Annotated in this window: 10 protein-coding genes; 3 read left to right on the top strand and 7 right to left on the bottom strand. The window is 69.6% G+C overall.

Annotated features, from left to right (window positions below; translation table 11 throughout):
* Positions 1-354: 354 nt before the first annotated feature.
* The 3 genes from HK417_RS21575 to HK417_RS21565 all read right to left on the bottom strand — a co-directional run bounded on the left by HK417_RS21575 (position 355) and on the right by HK417_RS21565 (position 6,201).
* On the bottom strand, positions 355-771 hold the full coding sequence (locus HK417_RS21575) for a hypothetical protein (RefSeq protein WP_222271595.1): 417 nt from the start codon (positions 769-771) through the stop codon (positions 355-357).
* Positions 772-780: 9 nt separating this feature from the next.
* On the bottom strand, positions 781-5,334 hold the full coding sequence (locus HK417_RS21570; protein ID WP_222271592.1) for an eCIS core domain-containing protein: 4,554 nt from the start codon (positions 5,332-5,334) through the stop codon (positions 781-783).
* A gap of 99 nt (positions 5,335-5,433) precedes the next feature.
* A complete protein-coding gene (locus HK417_RS21565) occupies positions 5,434-6,201 on the bottom strand; it encodes an AfsR/SARP family transcriptional regulator (RefSeq protein WP_222271586.1) in 768 nt (255 codons plus the stop codon).
* A gap of 703 nt (positions 6,202-6,904) precedes the next feature.
* Here HK417_RS21565 and HK417_RS21555 point away from each other — a divergent pair.
* The 3 genes from HK417_RS21555 to HK417_RS21545 all read left to right on the top strand — a co-directional run bounded on the left by HK417_RS21555 (position 6,905) and on the right by HK417_RS21545 (position 9,762).
* On the top strand, positions 6,905-8,074 hold the full coding sequence (locus tag HK417_RS21555) for a LysM peptidoglycan-binding domain-containing protein (RefSeq protein WP_222271582.1): 1,170 nt from the start codon (positions 6,905-6,907) through the stop codon (positions 8,072-8,074).
* Positions 8,075-8,238: 164 nt separating this feature from the next.
* The gene (locus tag HK417_RS21550; protein WP_222271581.1) at positions 8,239-8,694 is read left to right on the top strand and encodes a hypothetical protein; all 456 of its coding nucleotides are present in this window, start codon (positions 8,239-8,241) and stop codon (positions 8,692-8,694) included.
* A 27-nt stretch (positions 8,695-8,721) separates the two neighbouring features.
* Positions 8,722-9,762, top strand: a complete 1,041-nt coding sequence (locus HK417_RS21545; protein WP_222271577.1) for a hypothetical protein — start codon at positions 8,722-8,724, stop codon at positions 9,760-9,762.
* 376 nt (positions 9,763-10,138) lie between these two features.
* Here HK417_RS21545 and HK417_RS27040 read toward each other — a convergent pair whose 3' ends face one another.
* The 4 genes from HK417_RS27040 to HK417_RS21525 form a co-directional block, all read right to left on the bottom strand.
* Entirely contained in the window at positions 10,139-10,450 is a 312-nt protein-coding gene (locus tag HK417_RS27040) for a cyclic nucleotide-binding domain-containing protein (RefSeq protein ID WP_222271574.1), read from the bottom strand.
* Positions 10,451-11,363: 913 nt separating this feature from the next.
* Positions 11,364-14,858 (bottom strand): hypothetical protein, encoded by a 3,495-nt coding sequence (locus HK417_RS21535; protein ID WP_222271572.1) that lies wholly within the window; start codon positions 14,856-14,858, stop codon positions 11,364-11,366.
* Between the two features lie 396 nt (positions 14,859-15,254).
* Positions 15,255-16,061, bottom strand: coding sequence for a hypothetical protein (locus tag HK417_RS21530; RefSeq protein WP_222271570.1), 807 nt, complete (start codon positions 16,059-16,061; stop codon positions 15,255-15,257).
* A gap of 27 nt (positions 16,062-16,088) precedes the next feature.
* The gene (locus HK417_RS21525) at positions 16,089-17,453 is read right to left on the bottom strand and encodes a hypothetical protein (protein ID WP_222271568.1); all 1,365 of its coding nucleotides are present in this window, start codon (positions 17,451-17,453) and stop codon (positions 16,089-16,091) included.
* Positions 17,454-17,460 lie beyond the last annotated feature (7 nt).

Here is a 17,460-nt window from a genome sequence, read left to right as displayed (position 1 = left end):
CGCGACCCGCCGACCAGCAGCTTCTCCCGCGCTACCCGCCTCGTGTGCCCATCAACTGCGGAACTCGGGTGATGCCGAGCTCAACCGCGACTTGGCTGATCGGACGACCGGCGCGCACCAGGGCAACAGCGCGGGCACGAAACTCGGATGGATACGGTCTCGGCACGGCACGAACCTTCACTGGAAAGCCCGAACCCTCAAAGCTCTCGAGGTAACCGACCCATGGGGCAGGTCAAGGAGTCAACCGAACCGGGGCCAGTCCCGGACGACATCAACCTGAGCGCACTCGTCGAGCTGGATGGCAAGACGCCCGACGCGTAAGCCTGATGCTCCGGGACGCTGGACCCAATGGGCTCAAGCGCGGTCCGCGCGATCGGCGATCGACCGGCACTTCTCGAGGAACTTGGGCCACCACTGCGGGAGCGGCTCGGGCGGATGTGCCCTGGCGATGTCGCAGACGTCGGCGACGATCCGGTCGTAGTCCGGCCGGCTGACGACGACGCTGGCATCGTCACGGAATCCCGCGGTGATCCGCACGCCGTCGAACGGGTCGTCCGCGGCATCGCCGTCGTCGTCGTAGATCGTGTGGGCGAAGTCGCCGCCCGCACCGACCTGGACAGCGGTGCACTCCACGAGCAGCTCCAGAAGGGGCCAGTCGAGTGTCCCGAGCCAGTCTCGGAAGACCACGTCGGCATCCGCGTCTGCGACCTCGACTATCCGGTCGGGCTGTGGACTCGGCCGGAGGGTGACGATGGACTGCCGTTGCGTCATGGAACCCACCTAGATTGGGAAGATGCTGTCGATCATGCCGTTGCGGAAGAACCAGTTCCACGTGGCGCCCTGCACGCCATGAATCGCTGGTCCCGGGCCCGGGGCGGAGGGGAAGGCCTTGTTCCGGATGAGCTGGTCCAGAGCCTTTGTCAGTTCGTCGGAGATGGTCCCCCAGTTGGCCGCTAGGTCCTGCATCGTGGTCTTGAGCTTGATCCCCTGGTTGGGCAGTCCGCTCACCGCGTTGATGGTCGAGTACCTAAAGCGCGTAATGGCTCCCGCCACCGTCTGACTGACGATGTGCACCCTCTCCGCACCGACCGAGGTGACGTGCCGGGCCACGAAGTTGGCGGTGTCGTGGCAGCCCTTCACCGCCCCTGCGATGCCGTCGCCCACCACCACGTGCTGGAAGGTCTGGGCGGTGATGCCCTGGTAGGCCTTCATCCAGGCGCTGCCGTAGTGCTTCATGGCGTCGCCGCCGTACTTCTCGGCGACCACCTTGAGCCGCGCCACGCCGAGGTCGGCGACCCACTGCTTGATCTCCGCCGGGCCGAGGTGAGTGCCGATCTCCTTGATCGCCTTGCCGCCCAGGTCCTTGACGGTCTGGGCACCCAGCTCGTCCACGAGGGCCTTGATGGCCTGTCCGTCCATGCTCTCGCCGAGCTCTTTCAGCAGCGGGCCGCCGAGGGCGTCGAAGTACTCCTTGATGGCTGTCCCGGAGAGGTCGCCGGCCAGCTTCTTGAGCACGTCGGTGCCGAGCTCGTCGCCGAGCTGCTTGATCACCCCACCGGAGAGGTCGGCAACGAGTCGCTGGAGCAGATCCTTGCCCAGGTCATCGGCGAGCTGCTTGACGGCGGTGCCGGAGAGGTCGGCGGACAGCTTCTTGACGACCTCGGCGCCGAGGTCGTCGGCGAGCTGCTTGATCGCCGTGCCGGTCAGGTCGGCGGACAGCTTCGTCAGAACCGCAGAGCCCAGATCCCGCTCCAGCTCCTTGATGACCGCACCGCCGACCTCGCCGGCCAGCTTGGTGAAGGCGTCGTCGCCCAGCACCTGGAGGAGACGCTTGACTTCGGCGGCACCGAGGTCGCCCACGAGCTGCTTGACCACGGTGCCGTCCAGCTTCGCGCCGAGCCTCTTCAGCGCCTCGCCGCCCAGCTCGTCGAGGAGGCTCTTGACCGCGGATCCGTCCAGGGTTGCTGCGAGCCTCTTGATGACGTCGCCGCCCAGCTCGTCGACCAACTCCTTGACTGCGTAGCCGTCCAGATCCCCGGCGAGCCTCTTGAGCACCGAGTCCCCGAGCAGGTCCAGGTATTCCTTGACCGTGACGCCCCGCAGGCCGGTGAGCAGCTTCTCAACCGCGTCCTTGCCCAGCTTCTCGGAGAGCTCGTGGACCGTGTTCCCGCCCACCGTGCGCAGCAGCTTCTCGACGGCATCCTGGGAGAGCTCCTTGCCGACCCGCTCGACGGCGGCGCCGCCCAGCTCCTCCAGGAGCTTCTTGACCGCGCGTTCGCCCAGCTTCTCGATGATCTCCTTGATCGCTGAGCCCGAGAGGTCGGCGGCCGCTTTCTGCAGGGCTTCCTTGCCGAGCTTCTCCAGCAGCTCCTCGGCCGCCTCCTCGCCGACCTCCTTCATCAGCTTGTCGGCCAGCTCCCGACCGAGCTCCTTGACCAGGCGTTCGGCGATCTCCTTCAACCCTGCCTTGAGCAGCTTCCTGGCCTTCACCGCCTTGAATATGTCGCCGAACACCGGAATGAGGCCGATGGCGGCAATCACGACCATCGTCAGGTTGAACCACCAGGGTCCCTCGCCCTGCAATGGGCGGATCAACCCGTATTTGATGATGTCGCGGACGTCCCCGTAGATCAGGATTCCGGCGATCAGGTCCCCGATGAAGGCGACCACGCCGCCGCCGGCGCCCGGGATCGCCGTCTCGCCCCAGAGGAAGCCCCACACCAGGTTGACGACCTGGGCCAGCACCCAGGCGACCGCGGCGACCACCACGCCGACGACGTAGATCAAGGCGGCGAGAATGCCGCCGATGATGGAGCCCCAGATCCGCCCGAGCTTTTCCTGGAACCACTCCAACACGCTCTGGGCCCAGTTGCTGAACACGTCCCACAAGTCGCCGAGCCAACTGCGCGAGATGGTGGGCTCCGAGGTCTGCTCGTTGCGGGCCTCGGCTTCCACTTTGGTGGTCTCGTACTCGACGGCGGCCCGGGCCTGGCCCCGGGCAATTTCCTGGGCGGCCTTACCGATCTGCTCGTCCTCCCAGGACAGCTGCTCGTCGACGGCATCGCGGAGCGTCGACGTGGCGTCCTCGAGTTCGCCGTCGAGACCCGAGCGGAATTCCGCTTCGGCCCGGCCCACCTCGCTGTGGGCCGCCGCAGTGCCCTCCTGCGCAACCCGTACGGCCTGCTCGGCACACTGTCCGGCGAAGTCGGCAGACCGCGCGCCCAGGTCCGCCAGGCCGTCGACAGCCTGCGCGGCCGCTCCCTCCAGCTCGCCGGTGGCGCTCCGCACCGCCGCGGCGAGGCCCGTCTCCAGCTCACCGCCCTGCCAGTCCAGCAAGCCGGTCAGGCGCATCTCCTCGGCCAGCAACGGAGCGGCGTACTGCACCCACAGTGAAGCCAGCTCCGCACCCACGGTCCGGCGGACCTGCTCGACGGCGGCCGGATCAAGGTCCTCGCCCGGGTCGGCGAGGGCGGCATCCACGTCCGCGCCGGCCAGGTCGTAGGACTCGGCGAGCTGATAGAAAGCCTGACCGAGGAAGTCGGCCCACGCCTCTGCCTTGTCCGACGTCGAGGCGCTCTCCGTCCCGCCCTCCTCGGTGATCCAGCCGACCAGGTTCTCCTCCTGGCCGTCGAGACCGCTCATGGCCACGGTGAGCTGCGCGCCGACCTCGTCGGAGAGCCGCTCGGCCTGAGCCGACAGTCCTTCGAGGGCGTCGTCGCGGATGGTGGCCAGCGCAGCGAGGGTTTTCTGGCGGGCGTCGGCAAGGGTCGCGAAGTAGTCCTCGGCGTAGCCGTCGAAACCGTCGTCACGGGCGGCACCTGCGTTGCGGACCTCGACCGCGGCGTCGGCGCCCGTCTGGATGCACTGCTCGGCCACACCCTCGGCAACCTGCCGGGCGATGTCGACCAGACCCTCGCTCAGCTCCGGTTCGTCGCTGCGGCCGGACTGCTCGCCCAGGGCCTTGGCCCGTTCGGCGCGCACCGCCGACTCGTCGACCACGCGGGTGGCCTCGGTCTCGACCACGGCGGCATACCGTCCCCGGGCACCACCGACCGTCTCGGCCGCCTGAGCGCTGCGTTGGGCGAAGTAGGCCTCGAGGCCTGCCTCCGCCGCGCCGACGCCTGCCTCGACCCTCGCGGCGCCGCTTTGCTCGGCGGTCGCGATGACCTGGCGCGCGTCGGCTGCGGCGACCTCGAGCCGGCCCCGGGCGTCGGCGAAGCGGATGTGGACCTCGGCCACGGCCGTGAGCGCAGCGGCCTCGATGCGGGCGAGCGTCTCCGCGGCCGTGGCGCGAAGGCCGGCGCCCGCACGCACCCCCTCCTCCCGCGCTCGCGCGGCCCACTCGGTGGCCCGCGCTCGCGCGGCCCACTCGGTGGCGTCCACCAGGTCCGGCGTCGCCGACGCCACTGCGGGCGTTTCCGCGAGTGCGCCACCGGGCGCGCCGCCCTGGACGTCGAGGGCGGGAACCGCTAGGGCGGCACCAGCGCTGTCCACCTGGGCGCCGGTCCGCCCCGCAGAGGCCGGTGACCGGACGGCAGCGGCGGGCGACGGCCCGCGGGGGGACGCGGTGGCTGGACCTGTCGCGGCGGTGAGCGCCGGTGCTCGGGAGGGTGCCGGCGCCGCAGCGGTGGCCGCAGCCGGCTCCGGTGCCGCAGTCGTGGTCGCGGGCCGGATCGGCGCGTCGTCCTCCGCACCAGCCGGCGCCGCCGCCGGCTGCGGCACGGCACTTTCGGGTGTCGGGTACTCCGAGCTGGGCACGTCCTGCTGCAGCGCCGTCGTCGCCGAGCGGTGGATCGTGTTAGTCGGTGCGGTCGCCCCGCCGGGTTCGGGGCCGGGCTCGACCACCACTGCGTGCTCTGCCGCCGTGTCGATCGCCGGCTCGGCCGCGGGGATCCCCTGGTCGGCCTCGCGCTCGCTCGGATCCGTCGGCCGTGAGACGCCCGGGCCGTCGAGCCGCCCCTCGTCGTGCTGCACCACGTGGCTGAGCTCGTGCGCGAGCAGGCGGTCACCCTCGGCTGTGCCCGGCCTGAACTCCCCTCGGCCGAAGTAGATGTCGGAGCCGATGGTGAAGGCGTGAGCCTGCAGCTGCTCCGCAGCTCCTGCCGAGGCGCTGTCCGTGTGGATTCGAACGTCGCCGAAGTCGTGGTCGAAGGCCCTCTCCATCCGGGCCGTCTGAGGAGGGGCGAGCGCCTCGCCTTCAGCCGGGAGCGACCCGACGGACTCGGCGTCCGGGTTCGCACGGCCCGCATCGCCCTCGGGATAAGCCGTGGCCTTCCGCAGGAGGATCGAGACGCCTCGGTTGCCGAAACGCTGCTGCATCTGGGCAGGCGTCATCGACGCGCGGGTCGCCGGGACCGGGGCGGACGCGGCCTGCCTGGGAGCCGACCCGGACCGGCGAGTCGTGGTCGGCTGAGGCGTGGCCATCAGGTGGGGTTACGCGCCTGTGGGGCTCGGCGCGACCGACGGCTTCAGGCCCTCCACCGTCTTCTCCAGCTCGTTGACCCGGTCGAGCACGCCCGAGCAGAGGGCGGCGATGGGCTTTACCCACCGCCGCTCGCTGGTGTCCGGCGGGTCGACGATGCCATTGTCCTTGTCGAGGGTCACGCAGCCCAGCAGGATCCAGCTCTCCCCGCAGGCGCACGCGGAGCAGGCGCTCAGGGCGGTGCAGACCGGGGTCTTGTCGTCCACCGTCCGACGGCACACCCGGTCACCCAGCGCGAAGATCTCCGGCTCGGTGAACGCCTTCACGACGACGTGGTCGCGGACTCGGCGGCAGTCGAACCGGGGTTCATCAAGGTCGCACGTGCAGGCATCGTGCGGCGCCTCGTCGGAGGTGATCCGCCGGACGGCGATGCAGACCTTGTCCGGCGGCGGCTCGCATGCGCACGCCTCCGGGCTCAGGTCGAGCTCCACGGCAGCGCACAGCTCGATCGGGTAGCCGCGGCCGTCGATGGCCACGCCCGGATCGACGCACAACACCCAGCCGCCGTCGGACTTGGGCCGCAGCTCCAGGCCGCCGGACCGGTGGACCACGGGCGGGGCCCCGGCCAGCGCGTCGCCCAGCGTCTCGTGGAGCCCGTGGAGCATGCTGCTGAGGGCGTGCGAGCCGCGTGACTCCTCGCTGTCGGGCCACAGCGCCCCCAGCAGGACCTGGCGGGAGACGCGGTGCTCGCGGCCCAGCGCCAGGAGGGTCAGGAGCATGGCCGTCTTGCCGGCCCCTCGCATCGGGACTTCAGCTCCGGCCTTGAGCAACCGGAAGTCCCCAAGGAGGCAGATCAGAACCGGCCGCGCTTGGGGCAGCGCGGGACTTCTTTCCTCGACCGTCATCTCTTGCGCTCCCCCGGTGCTGCTCCCGGTCCCGTGGCCGACGGTGTGCTGCCGTGACGAGGTAGTGAGGGACGACCTCCCTGCCTCTCGTCTCCGGCGTGCGCAGGCTAGAGCCGTGCGCGTCACGACACCGTCACGACCGCAGGGTTCTCGTGGAGAGGAATGTCGAGCTGAGACAGCATGGAGACCTCCGGGCGAAGGTGTGGGTGCTGACGCCTCACCGACGACCCGGAGGTCCCCGTGTCCCACGCTAATGCCCGCCTGACCGTGCACGGTCGGGCTGAACTCGTCCGCCGAGTGGTGGTCGAAGGCCCATCCATCCCCCATAGGACAAGCCGCTGCTGATCGTGTTTCCCGGCGCGAACAAGCCGTCCCGGACGACCTCCCCTTGGCCAGTGTGTAGGACACGGCGATGTCAGTGGCGAGCGCCCATCCGCACAGTGCAGCCGACCTTCAAGCCACGTTTCCGCGTACCTCTTCAGGTGGGACCCAACACGCCGCGCACCCTCGGCGTGTCCATTCAAGTCGCACGGCCGCCCGCTACTGGGAATGCCGCAGGGTGCCTAGGGTGGCTTCCATGTCCTACTCGCCGCCGGCCAGGCTCCCCGAGCGAAATGAGCGCCGCGTCGGCAGCAAGGTGCGTCAGGCCGGTGCCGCGGTCGAATCCCAGCGCGGGCGGCAACTCCACGCCTTACAGCGGTCGGTCGGCAACGCGGCTGTCGGGCGGCTCCTGCGGACGACGCTGATCGACCGCGCCCCAGAGGCCGCGCCGCCGTCCGCCTCCGCAGTAGCGCAGAGGACTCACGTTGTCATGCCTGGGGAGACCCTGCAGTCGATCGCCACGGCTTTCGGCGTGACTCTGCAGGCACTCTCGGACGCGAACGCCGACAAGATCAAGAAGTGGTCAACACCGAAGGGTGATCGGTTCGGTTTCAACGCCGGTGAGACGATCGTGATACCCGACGCCGCGCCCGCGCCAGGTCCTGCCGTCGAGCCGCCCACCGTCGCGCCGGTGCCTAGCACGACCGAGGACGGCGGCATCCTCGACCGGGTCGGGGGCGCAGTGGAGTGGGCGCGGGGCGCCTGGGACAGCATCTTCGGCGAGCCAGGCCCTCCTGGCCCGGAGCCCGCCCCGCCCGGGGCCGCGCCCGTGACGGGGAAGCCGGTGATCCCACCGGCCGGGCCCCCTGCGGTCAGCACACCGGTCGATGTCATCACCGCCCGTAACGCCGACGGCACCTTCAGCCAGGTCGTCACCGTCAACTCGACCAAGCGCGACGGCAACAAGCAGCTGCAGATCCTGCGCGACTACTGCAACGCCAACCGGGCCGCGGTCGACGAGTACGCCAATAGAACCGACTGGCTCAAGGACTCGCTCGACTGGGACACGTTCGCGGAGGCGTCCCTCGCTGACGAGTCAGTCTGGCTGCCGTTCTTCTTCGCCCTCTACTACGGCGGCGGCGGCCGCGTGAAGTCAGACGCCCGCACACTGCCCCTCGTCGCGTCACCTGCCCAGACGACCTGGACCGACAAGAAGGGCGGCAGCAGAACGGCCAATGCCTCCCCGCATATCGCTGGGAAGGCGATGGACGTCGACGCTCCCGACCTGACCATCCTGGACTCCGAGGTCAAGACGAAGGTGCCGGAGTTCGCCGCCGGGGGCGCCTTCCCGATCAACAGCACCCAGCTCGAGAACGTCTCCGGCCAAAGTGCCGTCCACATCAACTTCAAGAAGGCCGTGTTCTGAGCCGAGGGATCCACGGCAAGGATGGTCTCAATGGTCCTACCAGCGCGCCCAATCTCCGCAGCCACGAGCGACAGTCCCCCCGTCCTCGGGCCACTCGCCGCGGCATGCCGCTCACTGACTGCGCAGTGACGCCCGCGTGACGGGTCAGAGCGCACGCTCGGGACATGTCTCCAGAGGATGCACCGACGACAGTGGTCAACGCCGTCCCCCGGACGCCTGTCGTCGCCGTGTTCGGCGGCGACGACAGGGAGGCCCTGGAGCCGGCAAGAGTGATCGGACGCTCGGTGGTCCGGCGCGGATGCGTCGTCCTCACCGGCGGTCGGGGCCCGGCGGTCGAGCCAGACAGGCCGTCGGTGCGCAAGACCGCCATCGAGGGCGCCAAGTGGGCAGGCGAGACCGGCTCCCCAGGCTGGTGGGTCGAGGTGGAGCGCAGTAGGGACGGGCTGGACCTGCTCGACCTGGAGCACCTCCCCGGCACGTTTCCTGCACTTGAGGACCCGGCGGAGGCTTCCGAGTACGTTCGGATAGCACGTCCGTACGCCGACTGGCTGGCTCGCAGGGCACCGTTCGACCCGGCGCGGATTCGCCGCCCCGTCCGCCACTTGTGCCCGCTTCACTGACGGCCGACTCCGGGAGGGGACGACGCGGTGGTCCGGTGGATCCTCGTCCGGCACGCGGCGCACGTCGACGGCTGGCTCGGTGAGCACGGGCAGGACCAAGTCGCCCGGCTCCGCGACGCCCTGGTGCAGCGCCAGGTCCGACCGACGCTCTACCTGGTGAGCGCGCGTCGTCAGGCCCAGCGGACGTGCTGCCATCTCCGCCGTTCGGCGTCCCTCCGGGCTCCACAGGAGACCAGCACCGCGCTGACTCCGGAGAGCCCGACTGCGGGGCTGGACGCCCTCGTCCACTCGACCCAGGCGCCGCTCGAGTCCCAGACCACGGTCGTCCTGATTGGGCACGAGGGCCGACTCAGCAACCTCCTGACGGAACTCACCCGAGCACGTCACCGGCCGTTCCCCGAGGCCGGCGCCGTGTGCGTGACTGCCGAGTCCGTCCAGAACCTCCTGCACGGGAACGGCAGCATCGAATTCGCCGTGCCGACCGTGGACCACCAGGAGGCCGAACTCCGCGCCAAGGTGGACTCCAAGAAGACCGTCGCGGCTCTGCTGGCCGGCTTCGTCCTGACGGCACTCGTGGGAATGCTCATCGAGGGCCCGAAACCCGGGGAACGTCTCCTCGCCGACGACTTGGCGATCGTGGCCTTCGCCACGTCCCTCGCGTTCTTCGTCGCCGCCGTCTACGTGTACGACCTGCTGGCCATGCCGGAGGGCTTCTGGACCGACGGCTCCCGCTCGCGGCTGCGCCGGCATTTGGCCCGGAGGGCCACCCGGCGGCGCGAGCAGCGCTGGACCCAAGCGGTCGCTCGAGCGGAGCGCTCCGGTCAGGAGGAGCGATGGCTGCGGCGGGAGCGGGAGCGCGAGGCCCGGTCCCGGGAGCACGGTCCCGTCTTCCCGGGCATGGTCAGCGCGTGGAGCTGGTTGTTCACACCCGGGGTGCTCGCTGCCCTCGTAGGCTTTGCCGCTCTGCTGTGGGACGCCGCCTCCAGGGTGCACGTGCTCACGCTCCTGGGTGTTCTGGCCGCAGCCGTCGTGTATCTGCGCCGTCGACCCGACCTCGGAGCTGACTGAGCGGTGCTCGACCCGACCGGCCCGGTCGGGCGGGACGGCGACAGCGCCGGGACGGGAGCGATCTCAGGCCCACCGGGTGCTGTGCGCCGCAGCCTGCCATGACGCGCAGCAGAGGGTCCCGTCAGACTCGCGCGGCCGCTCGCCCCGGGCGAGTCCGACGGCCATCGACTGCCCGCTCCGGTACCTGGCCCCCGATCGCCGCTTGAGGACTCGGCGCACAGACCCGCCGTGGCGGCGCCCGATGGCGAGCTGAGGGCGGCGGCGTCACGGACGCTCGCGCGCCGGGCGCCTCCGTCGGGCGAGGAGGGCTGATGTGGACACCGAGGATTCCGGCCAGAGCGACCACGATCAGGACGGCGATGGCATCAGTCGCCTGTCAGGCTCGACTCACGTCTCGGAGAATCCTGGCGGTGAACACCGCTACCTCGTACGCGGCCCGGGCATCCTCCTGCAGTCGCCGCCGGAAGCTCTCCGCAGGCAGAGCCAGCACCGACGCGACGCCCTCGGCCTCGACCGTCACGGTCCGCGCTCCTCCGTCAAGTGCGGCGGTCTCCCCAATCAGCTGACCGCCGGTCTTGTCCGCCACCCGATCTCCGGTGCTGTTTCGGAGGATGAAGCGACCCGAGGTGACGAAGAAGACCAGGTCCGGCTGGCTGCCGGCCTGGTGGAGACACTCACCCGGCTCCACCCGTCGCTGCTCGGGGTGCCCAAGTCCCCCCTCGGACACCACCTTCACCCCGGTGTTCCTGCAGGTCAGGAGCCGGGGGTGGTTCTCTTTCAGGGCCCGGAAGGGGCTCGTGATGAAGTTTGATACATCGCGGCTTGGGCGCTGCGCTCAGCCGTCGAGCAACGCGGCGAACCGGTCTGCGGCCTGCCGCCCCCATGCCGGAGTGCACCTGCTGGTACACGGTCAAGGTGATGGTCGCGCCGGCGTGTCCGAGCCGCGCGAAGACGACCTCCACCGGCTCGCCGGCAGTCTGCCGTGCACGCCTCCCATCGTCCGCCGCCAAAGTCCCCGGATCAACAGGCTCTTAACGCGTGCACGCGGACGGGGCGGCGCTGTGGAGAAGCCACAGGTCGCGCCCTTGACCAACCTGGTCCCAGAGATAGCTGTAGGGATGCTGTCCCTTGGAGTTTCGGGCGCTGCGAGTCGGTCAACCCGTGCCATGCAGTGACGTTCCCGGCCGAGGTCGACAAGACAGTCATCCATCACCGTGTTGGCAATATTTTGAAGGGCTTGTCCCCACGTCGCCCCCGCAGCCAGACTTGCCCACAACCTTCACCTACAAGCCCTTTCGATCCGGCCTCGACGCGAGGGGGCGGATGTCTGGGACTTCCCTACGCGACGACGAGGGGGCAACTGCTCCGGGAGGCTTACGCCAAAGCCCAGTCCCACCTCGTCCTGGGTACTGGCGTTTCACTTGCTGATGGACTGCCGACCTGCCCTGAACTTGTGCGCGACCTTCTGCCTCATGCCACGCCCGGCGGCCCGGCATCCACGACCTGGGCAGCATCCCCCGCGGAGTCTCGGACTGATGCTCAACCCGACGAGACACCAGTGGAGACCGACTTTCGCGCTTGAGGGACAGAGTCCTTACGCACTACGTGCGCCAGGCAACTGTGACGGTGTTGCCCAGCCCTTCTTTCGCAAACTTCGTTCGGAGATTTCGTAACTCCACCTCGATCGCTTTCTGAACTTCGCCGTCCTTAAACAATGGCTGCCCTCCCGTCTGGATGTTGAAGACTATCGGAAGGCCCGGGAAGCGCCGTGCGAGGTGTTCGACGTTGGCAAGCTGCTCGATCTTGTGCGCAACGTGATACTTCTTAGCGCCCTTGCTCAATTTCATGCCCTTCTCTTGACGGCCCAGCCTGAAGGACGCGTCTAGAGTGACTTCGAAGACCTCGATTTTCTTCGGTCCGACGAGGAGGAAGTCAGGCTGCACCGAGTGAGCGGGATTGTGCTCTCTTCTCTTACCCCTCTTCGTGAGCGGGTCCCAGGTCTCATCCATCGGCGATGTGACCGTCGGTTGCTCCAGCAGACGACGGTCAGGCGTCGGCGAGAGACTGGCAGGCGGGGGCTGCTGGTCCGGAGAACCGTCTGGAGTCTCCACGGTCGCGCCCTTGGTCGTCAGCATCCTCCAGGGGTCGTCCTTCCCCTCAAGCGGAAGGCTCGTCGCGCGTGCCAGGCTCTCTCCGATGTCCCGCTCAAGAACCTTTGGAGCCGACGAGTAATCCCTCTTCTGCGGACTCGATACCCCGTGTTCAAGCCTGCCGACATCACTCAGGACCGGCTCCACCGAGTCAAGGCCGGTTAGGTAGATTATCCCGGAATCCTCTGCGTGCAGCGCACCCTCCTTCTTCTTTCCCGGGCTGGCGACATAGTCGTAGTCCCACCTGCCCTCGGCGTCGATGACAGTGATCGACGTGAACACCGGATGATCCTTCCGCACCGTGGCCGCCACGGCTTCCGCAGCCTCCCGAGTCAGTCTTTCCTCCTCAAGGCGGCTCTCCTCTTCGGCATCGATCGCCGCGAGGCCGGCTTCGACCTTCGCCGCCTTTTCAGGGTCGTCCTCGGCGACCTCGTCGGGCCGCTTCTTCTTGCCCAACGCTCCGCCGATCAGCTTGCCTGCAGCCTTGACGAGCTTGACTGCCTGCCCGATCACCCAGTCGATCGCTTCGTCGACCGGCGCGCGCGCCTTGTCGATCGTCTTGCGGATGGTGGCGCTGATGTCGCCGAGTCCCAGCAGGCTGGCGAGGAAGCCGATCGCCACGGGTATGGCCTTGGCGAGGGCATCCTCGACGAACTTCGCCGCCACCCCGATCGAGCCCTTGGCAACGGCACCGACCGAGTCCAGCACGGCGTTGACGAGGTCGACGATCTGCGAGCCCCGGTTGATGAAGAACATGATGATGTCGTAGATGGCCTTGCACGCCTTGAAGAAGGCGGACGCTGGATTCAGCAGGCCGACGAGCCAGGCGATGCCCGCCTCGATGACCTCCCCCTTGATGAAGTCCCAGATGGCGTCCAGCACCATCGACTTCAGCTCGGCGAGCTTCTCCTTGACGAACCGCCAGAGCCCGGGGACGCCCTCGGTCACGAGGATGGTGAAGACTTCCGCCGTCTTCTCGAGCGCCGAGACGACCGGCTCCCCCACGATCTTGACCGCGCGGGCACGGAAGTTGGCGTAGGTGAGACCGAGGACCTGCAGGGCGATGCTGACGATGCCCTGGAGGTCCAGGGTCTCGGGCATCGTGATCCCCGCCTTGCCCAGGGCGCCGAAGAGCCAGTCCATCAGGCCCTTCTGCAGGTGCTTGCCGATGTTGGCGACAAAATTCTCCAGACCGAGGGCGACGCCCGCGACCAAGTTCCCGAGGAAGCCGATCGGGTCGGTGATGATGTTGCCGACGACGTCCGACGCCTTCGCCAGGATGCTGAGCAGCAGGTCCTTGAACGCGAGGATCTTCTGGATGACACCGACCGTGGCGTCGTAGACCCGCTGCCACAGGGACTTGTTGGCCTCGCGGAGCTCCTGCTCCTTCGCGGACATCCGCTCGTAGGAGGCCGTGAACTGGGTGGTCAGGTTGTCGACCAGCGCGTCCCTGCGCGCATCGATGGTCTGGGTCATGGCGTCGAACTCGCCCTCGACGGAGGTCAGCGCCTCCTGGCCGAACGCTCGGACGCTCTGATCGAGGCCGTCGACGAAAGCCCGGACCTGGGCCCGCCCCTCGATGACCCGCTTCTTCGCGGCGGCGAGCTTGGTGTCGACGCAGTCGGCGACCTTGTCGATGGCGATGTCGACCTGTCGCAGGTACTCGTCCCGGGCCCTCTTCAGGGAGCTCTCGATGAGCTCCTCCCAGTCGGAGCCCCAGGTCGTCAGCCACGTGCCGACGCCGCCCTTCTCCTCCTCGAAGACCTCTTCGTAAGCACGTTCGGCAGCAGTGAGGCCCTCGCCGAAGATCCGACTGGCCTCGCTGTCCATCTCCTTGAGGATCGTGTCGACGTCGGCCCGGGTCTGGTTCTTGATCCCCTCGATGGTCGCGGTGACGCGGCGGCGTTCGCCCTCGTCCTTGGTCATCGTCCCGACCTGCCGGCCGGCGACCTTCCCGATGGCCACCGCGCGGGCACCATGCATGGCGGTGAGCCCGCCCGCCAGCGTGCCCTGCGCGCGGCTCTTCGCGCCGGCGCGGAGGTCGGCCTCCGAGGCTCGGTACGTCGTGGCCGCCTGCGCCTCGTGCTGCTCCGCCTGCGACCTGGCTTCCAGGGTCTGTCCGAACTCCGGCTCGTTCCCCTTCTCCAGCTGTGCGCGGGAGACGCCGTTCTCCTCCATCGCCTGGTTGGTCGCCTGCCGGTCCTCGGAGTAGTCCAGCCGCTCCGGGGGCAGGGCGGGTGGCACGGCGGCTGCGGCGGAGACCGGTGCCGGCATCTCGCCTACCTGCTCCGGCTGGAGGGCGACCTGCGGTGGCTCGGGCCCCAGGTCTTGCGGCCGGACGTCGCCCGGCTGCCTCAAGGGACCGACCGCGGCGTCCTTCTGGCCCGCCAGCTGTCCTTGAAGGGTCGCGCTCGCGGTCTGCGCGCCGCTCTCGACCACCTCGTGCGCCTTTTCTTCGGTGGTCGGAGTCGGTGTCGCCTTCTCGATCGCCTCACGCAGGGCGGCTCTGAACGCGGCCCGTTCGAAGTCCTGCGTGCTCTCCTGCGCGCTGTCCAGCTTGTTCACCGTCGCGAGCGCCGCGCTTCTCTGCTGCTCGGTCGCCGGACGCATCGCCGCGGCCTGCGCGTTGGCCACGGTGGAGGGGGCTGGGCTGTGGCGTGCTGTCTGTGCTGCTCGCCGGGTGATCGCGGTGACCGTCGGAGCCATCGCCTCGAGCGGCGACGGTGGCTGTTCGGTCTCTGCTTGCGGCCCCGCCGCGACCGCCTGCCCCGGTCCCGGCGCCTGCGGCTGCTGCGGCTCCTCACCGCGTGCCGCTTCACCGGAGGGGGTCGGAGCAAGGTTGGCGGACGCAGGCGACTCCTGCGAGCGCGCGGGCGCAGGCGACTCCTGCGAGCGCGCGGGCGCCGGCGGCTCACTAACACCCACGCCTGCCGGCGGGGGCGCCACGGAGGACACCGCGCCTGACGGATCGCCCAGGGCCGCCTGGGACGCTACGTCCGGGGCCGATCCGCGCGGGCCTGTCCCCCCGGGCGCGACCGCCGTGAGGGTCGCCTCGAGCACGCGACCCGGCACGGCGGGTACAGCCTCCACCCGAGCGCCGCCTCCGAGCTGCCGTCCACCCGCGGGCGTCGTCGTCGCCGAGATCGCACCAGAGGTCGACGGTGCGCCACCGGCCGCGTCGCGACGCAGCAGAGTCGCCACGCCGCGGTTACCCAGGCGACGCTGCAGGTCAGCGGGCGCCACCCGGGTCGGTCGCCGCGGCGTGCCCGCGGCCGCGGTCGGGCGGCGTTCCGGGGCCGCCTGGTGGACCAGAGACGCAGCAGTCGGAGCCATCGCGGTCTGCTACGGGTTCACCGGAGGCTGCTGCTTCTCGAGGGCGGCGACCCGATCCGACAGCTTGGAAAGGTCGGTCGCCGTGTTCTCCAGCGACGTGATGCCGTCGACAAGTCGGTCGACAAGGCCCCCGCAGAGGGCCTCGACCGGCTTCACCCACTTCCGGCCGCTGGTGTCCGGCGGGCCGACGATGCCGCCCTTGTCTTTGTCGAGAGTCACGCAGCCCAGCAGGATCCAACTCTCCCCACAGGCGTCCGGCGAGCAGGCGGTCAGAACGGTGCAAACCGGGGTCTTGTCGTCCGCTGTCCGACGGCAGATCCGGTCGCCCAGCGCCTCGAGTTCCGGCTCGGTGAACGCCTTCACCACGACGTGGTCGCGGACCCGGCGGCAGTCGAACCGGGGCTCATCGAGGTCACACGTGCAGGCGTCGTGCGGCGCCTGGTCGGAGGTGATGCGCCGCACAGCGATGCCGACCTTGTCCGGCGGCGGCTCGCAGGCGCACGCCTCGGGGCTCAGGTCGAGCTCCACGGCGGCGCACAGCTCGATGGGATGGCCGTGGCCGTCGACGGCCACCCCGCGGTCGATGCACAGCACCCAGCCTCCGCCGGTCGGCTGCTTCAGCCGCAACTCCAGGCCGCAGACGACACCGCACCCGAAGAAGGCCCGGAACACGGTGAGCAGCAGGCTGGTCGGGTACCGCATGGCCGCGTCCAGGTCGTCCGCGGTGACGATCATGCCGTCACGGAAAGTGACAGCCTCGATGGTGGTCGGCTTCGTCGTCTCGGGAAGCGCGTGGGTGCGCTCGGTGGTCGTCATGGCCGTCTCCCTCGGGTCGTGGCGCGGTCAGTCCGCGGAGCTGTCCGCGGTGCCGGGGTCGACGCCGGCGTTGACGCCGTAGTCGATGCGTGGGCGCTCGGCGACGCGGAACGCCGAGACGAAGTCACCGCCGGGCCGCTCGTGACCGCGCTCGCCGGGTGCGATGTCGAGGGGACGGGCGTCCAGCATGCGTCCGCAGGCGTCGCGCAACAGCTGGCCCCGGATCGTCACCTCGAACCGGCTCCCACCGTTGAGCCACGACCGGCGCAACTTCACCTCGTCCTGCAGCCAGTCGCGGTCCAGCTCCAGCCGGACGCCTCGCACCGTCCCCTGCTCCTCGTCGATCGGGGCCAACCGCGTCGGCAGTCTGCGGCTCATCCAGTAACCGGTGTCCTCGTCCTCGCGGACGACCGTAACGAAGATGCTGGCATGGTGGATCGTCGGAATCTGGATGGGTTGGGTGAACCGGATCTCCAACCCCGCGGCGATCCGCTCGGCGAACTCGGCCCACGGGATCCGTTCCCGCCAGCCGCGGGCGATCCAGTCCTGCCACGAGATCTCCTGCACCCGCGGCAGCCGCACGTCGCAGCCTTCCACCAGCTCGTACAGCAGCGGGTTGCGGTAGACGATGGGCCGCACCGCGCAGACGTCCTGCTGTTCTGCCGCGAACCCGTAGCGCGGTTCACATCCCGGCTCGGCCAGGTCGCGCATCGCCACGCAGGCGATCGGGACGCCGACTTCGGGGTCGGGGTCGTACCACCAACCGTCGAGGCCCGTGGCGCACAGCTCCCCCGGTTTGGCGAGCACCCAGCCGACGTCGGGGCTCACCGGGACGTTCGAGGGATCGGGGCCGGGGCGGGCTCCGGTCCGGCGGCACATGTAGGCGTCGTGGCCGATGCATGCGCCGTCCGGGTGGACCGCGCAGCGTCGGTCGACCGGGTCGCACTCCGGTCGCAGGCTGAAGACCACGCCCTCCTTGCACCACTGGGCCCGCTCGCCCGCGAACGGGAAGCAGCCGTCGGCCTCCGGCGGGTGGCTGGCGAAGTGGGCGGTGAGGGTGTAGCGCCCCGCGGCGGTCGGGGGCCCGCCGACGATGTCGGACGGACCGAGGTGCCCGCCCTTCCAGTAGAGCATGCGGCCGTGGCGGTCCAGGGCGAGCCCGCCTGTCAGCTCGACGCACCCGCGCTCGACGACCAGGTTGCCGGCTTCGTCGACGACCAGCCCGAGCCCGACGACCACGCCGTAGCCGTGCACGGCCCGGTTGAGTAGCCGTTCCCGGAGGACCTCGTCGGCCAGACCCGCGTTGAGCTGGTGGGCGGTGAGCATCTGCCTGGGCCGGAAGCTGGGTCGTGCCGACCACACGCTGCGCTCTGCCGGGTTCGTCGTGGACATCGATCGC

Origin of the sequence: Modestobacter marinus, from assembly GCF_019799945.1 — a bacterium.
Taxonomy (GTDB): Bacteria; Actinomycetota; Actinomycetes; order Mycobacteriales; family Geodermatophilaceae; genus Modestobacter; species Modestobacter marinus_B.
The sequence above is the reverse complement of the archived record's forward strand: the minus strand, read 5'-3'. Positions and strand labels throughout refer to the sequence as shown.

What these genes read in the sequence shown, in the direction of transcription:
- HK417_RS21530 (WP_222271570.1), bottom strand. Translation starts at nt 16,061, where the DNA reads ATGACGACCACCGAGCGCACCCACGCGCTTCCCGAGACGACGAAGCCG.
- HK417_RS21565 (WP_222271586.1), bottom strand. Translation starts at nt 6,201, where the DNA reads ATGCTCCTGACCCTCCTGGCGCTGGGCCGCGAGCACCGCGTCTCCCGC.
- HK417_RS21575 (WP_222271595.1), bottom strand. Translation starts at nt 771, where the DNA reads ATGACGCAACGGCAGTCCATCGTCACCCTCCGGCCGAGTCCACAGCCC.
- HK417_RS21570 (WP_222271592.1), bottom strand. Translation starts at nt 5,334, where the DNA reads ATGACGCCTGCCCAGATGCAGCAGCGTTTCGGCAACCGAGGCGTCTCG.
- HK417_RS21555 (WP_222271582.1), top strand. Translation starts at nt 6,905, where the DNA reads ATGTCCTACTCGCCGCCGGCCAGGCTCCCCGAGCGAAATGAGCGCCGC.
- HK417_RS21550 (WP_222271581.1), top strand. Translation starts at nt 8,239, where the DNA reads ATGTCTCCAGAGGATGCACCGACGACAGTGGTCAACGCCGTCCCCCGG.
- HK417_RS21525 (WP_222271568.1), bottom strand. Translation starts at nt 17,453, where the DNA reads ATGTCCACGACGAACCCGGCAGAGCGCAGCGTGTGGTCGGCACGACCC.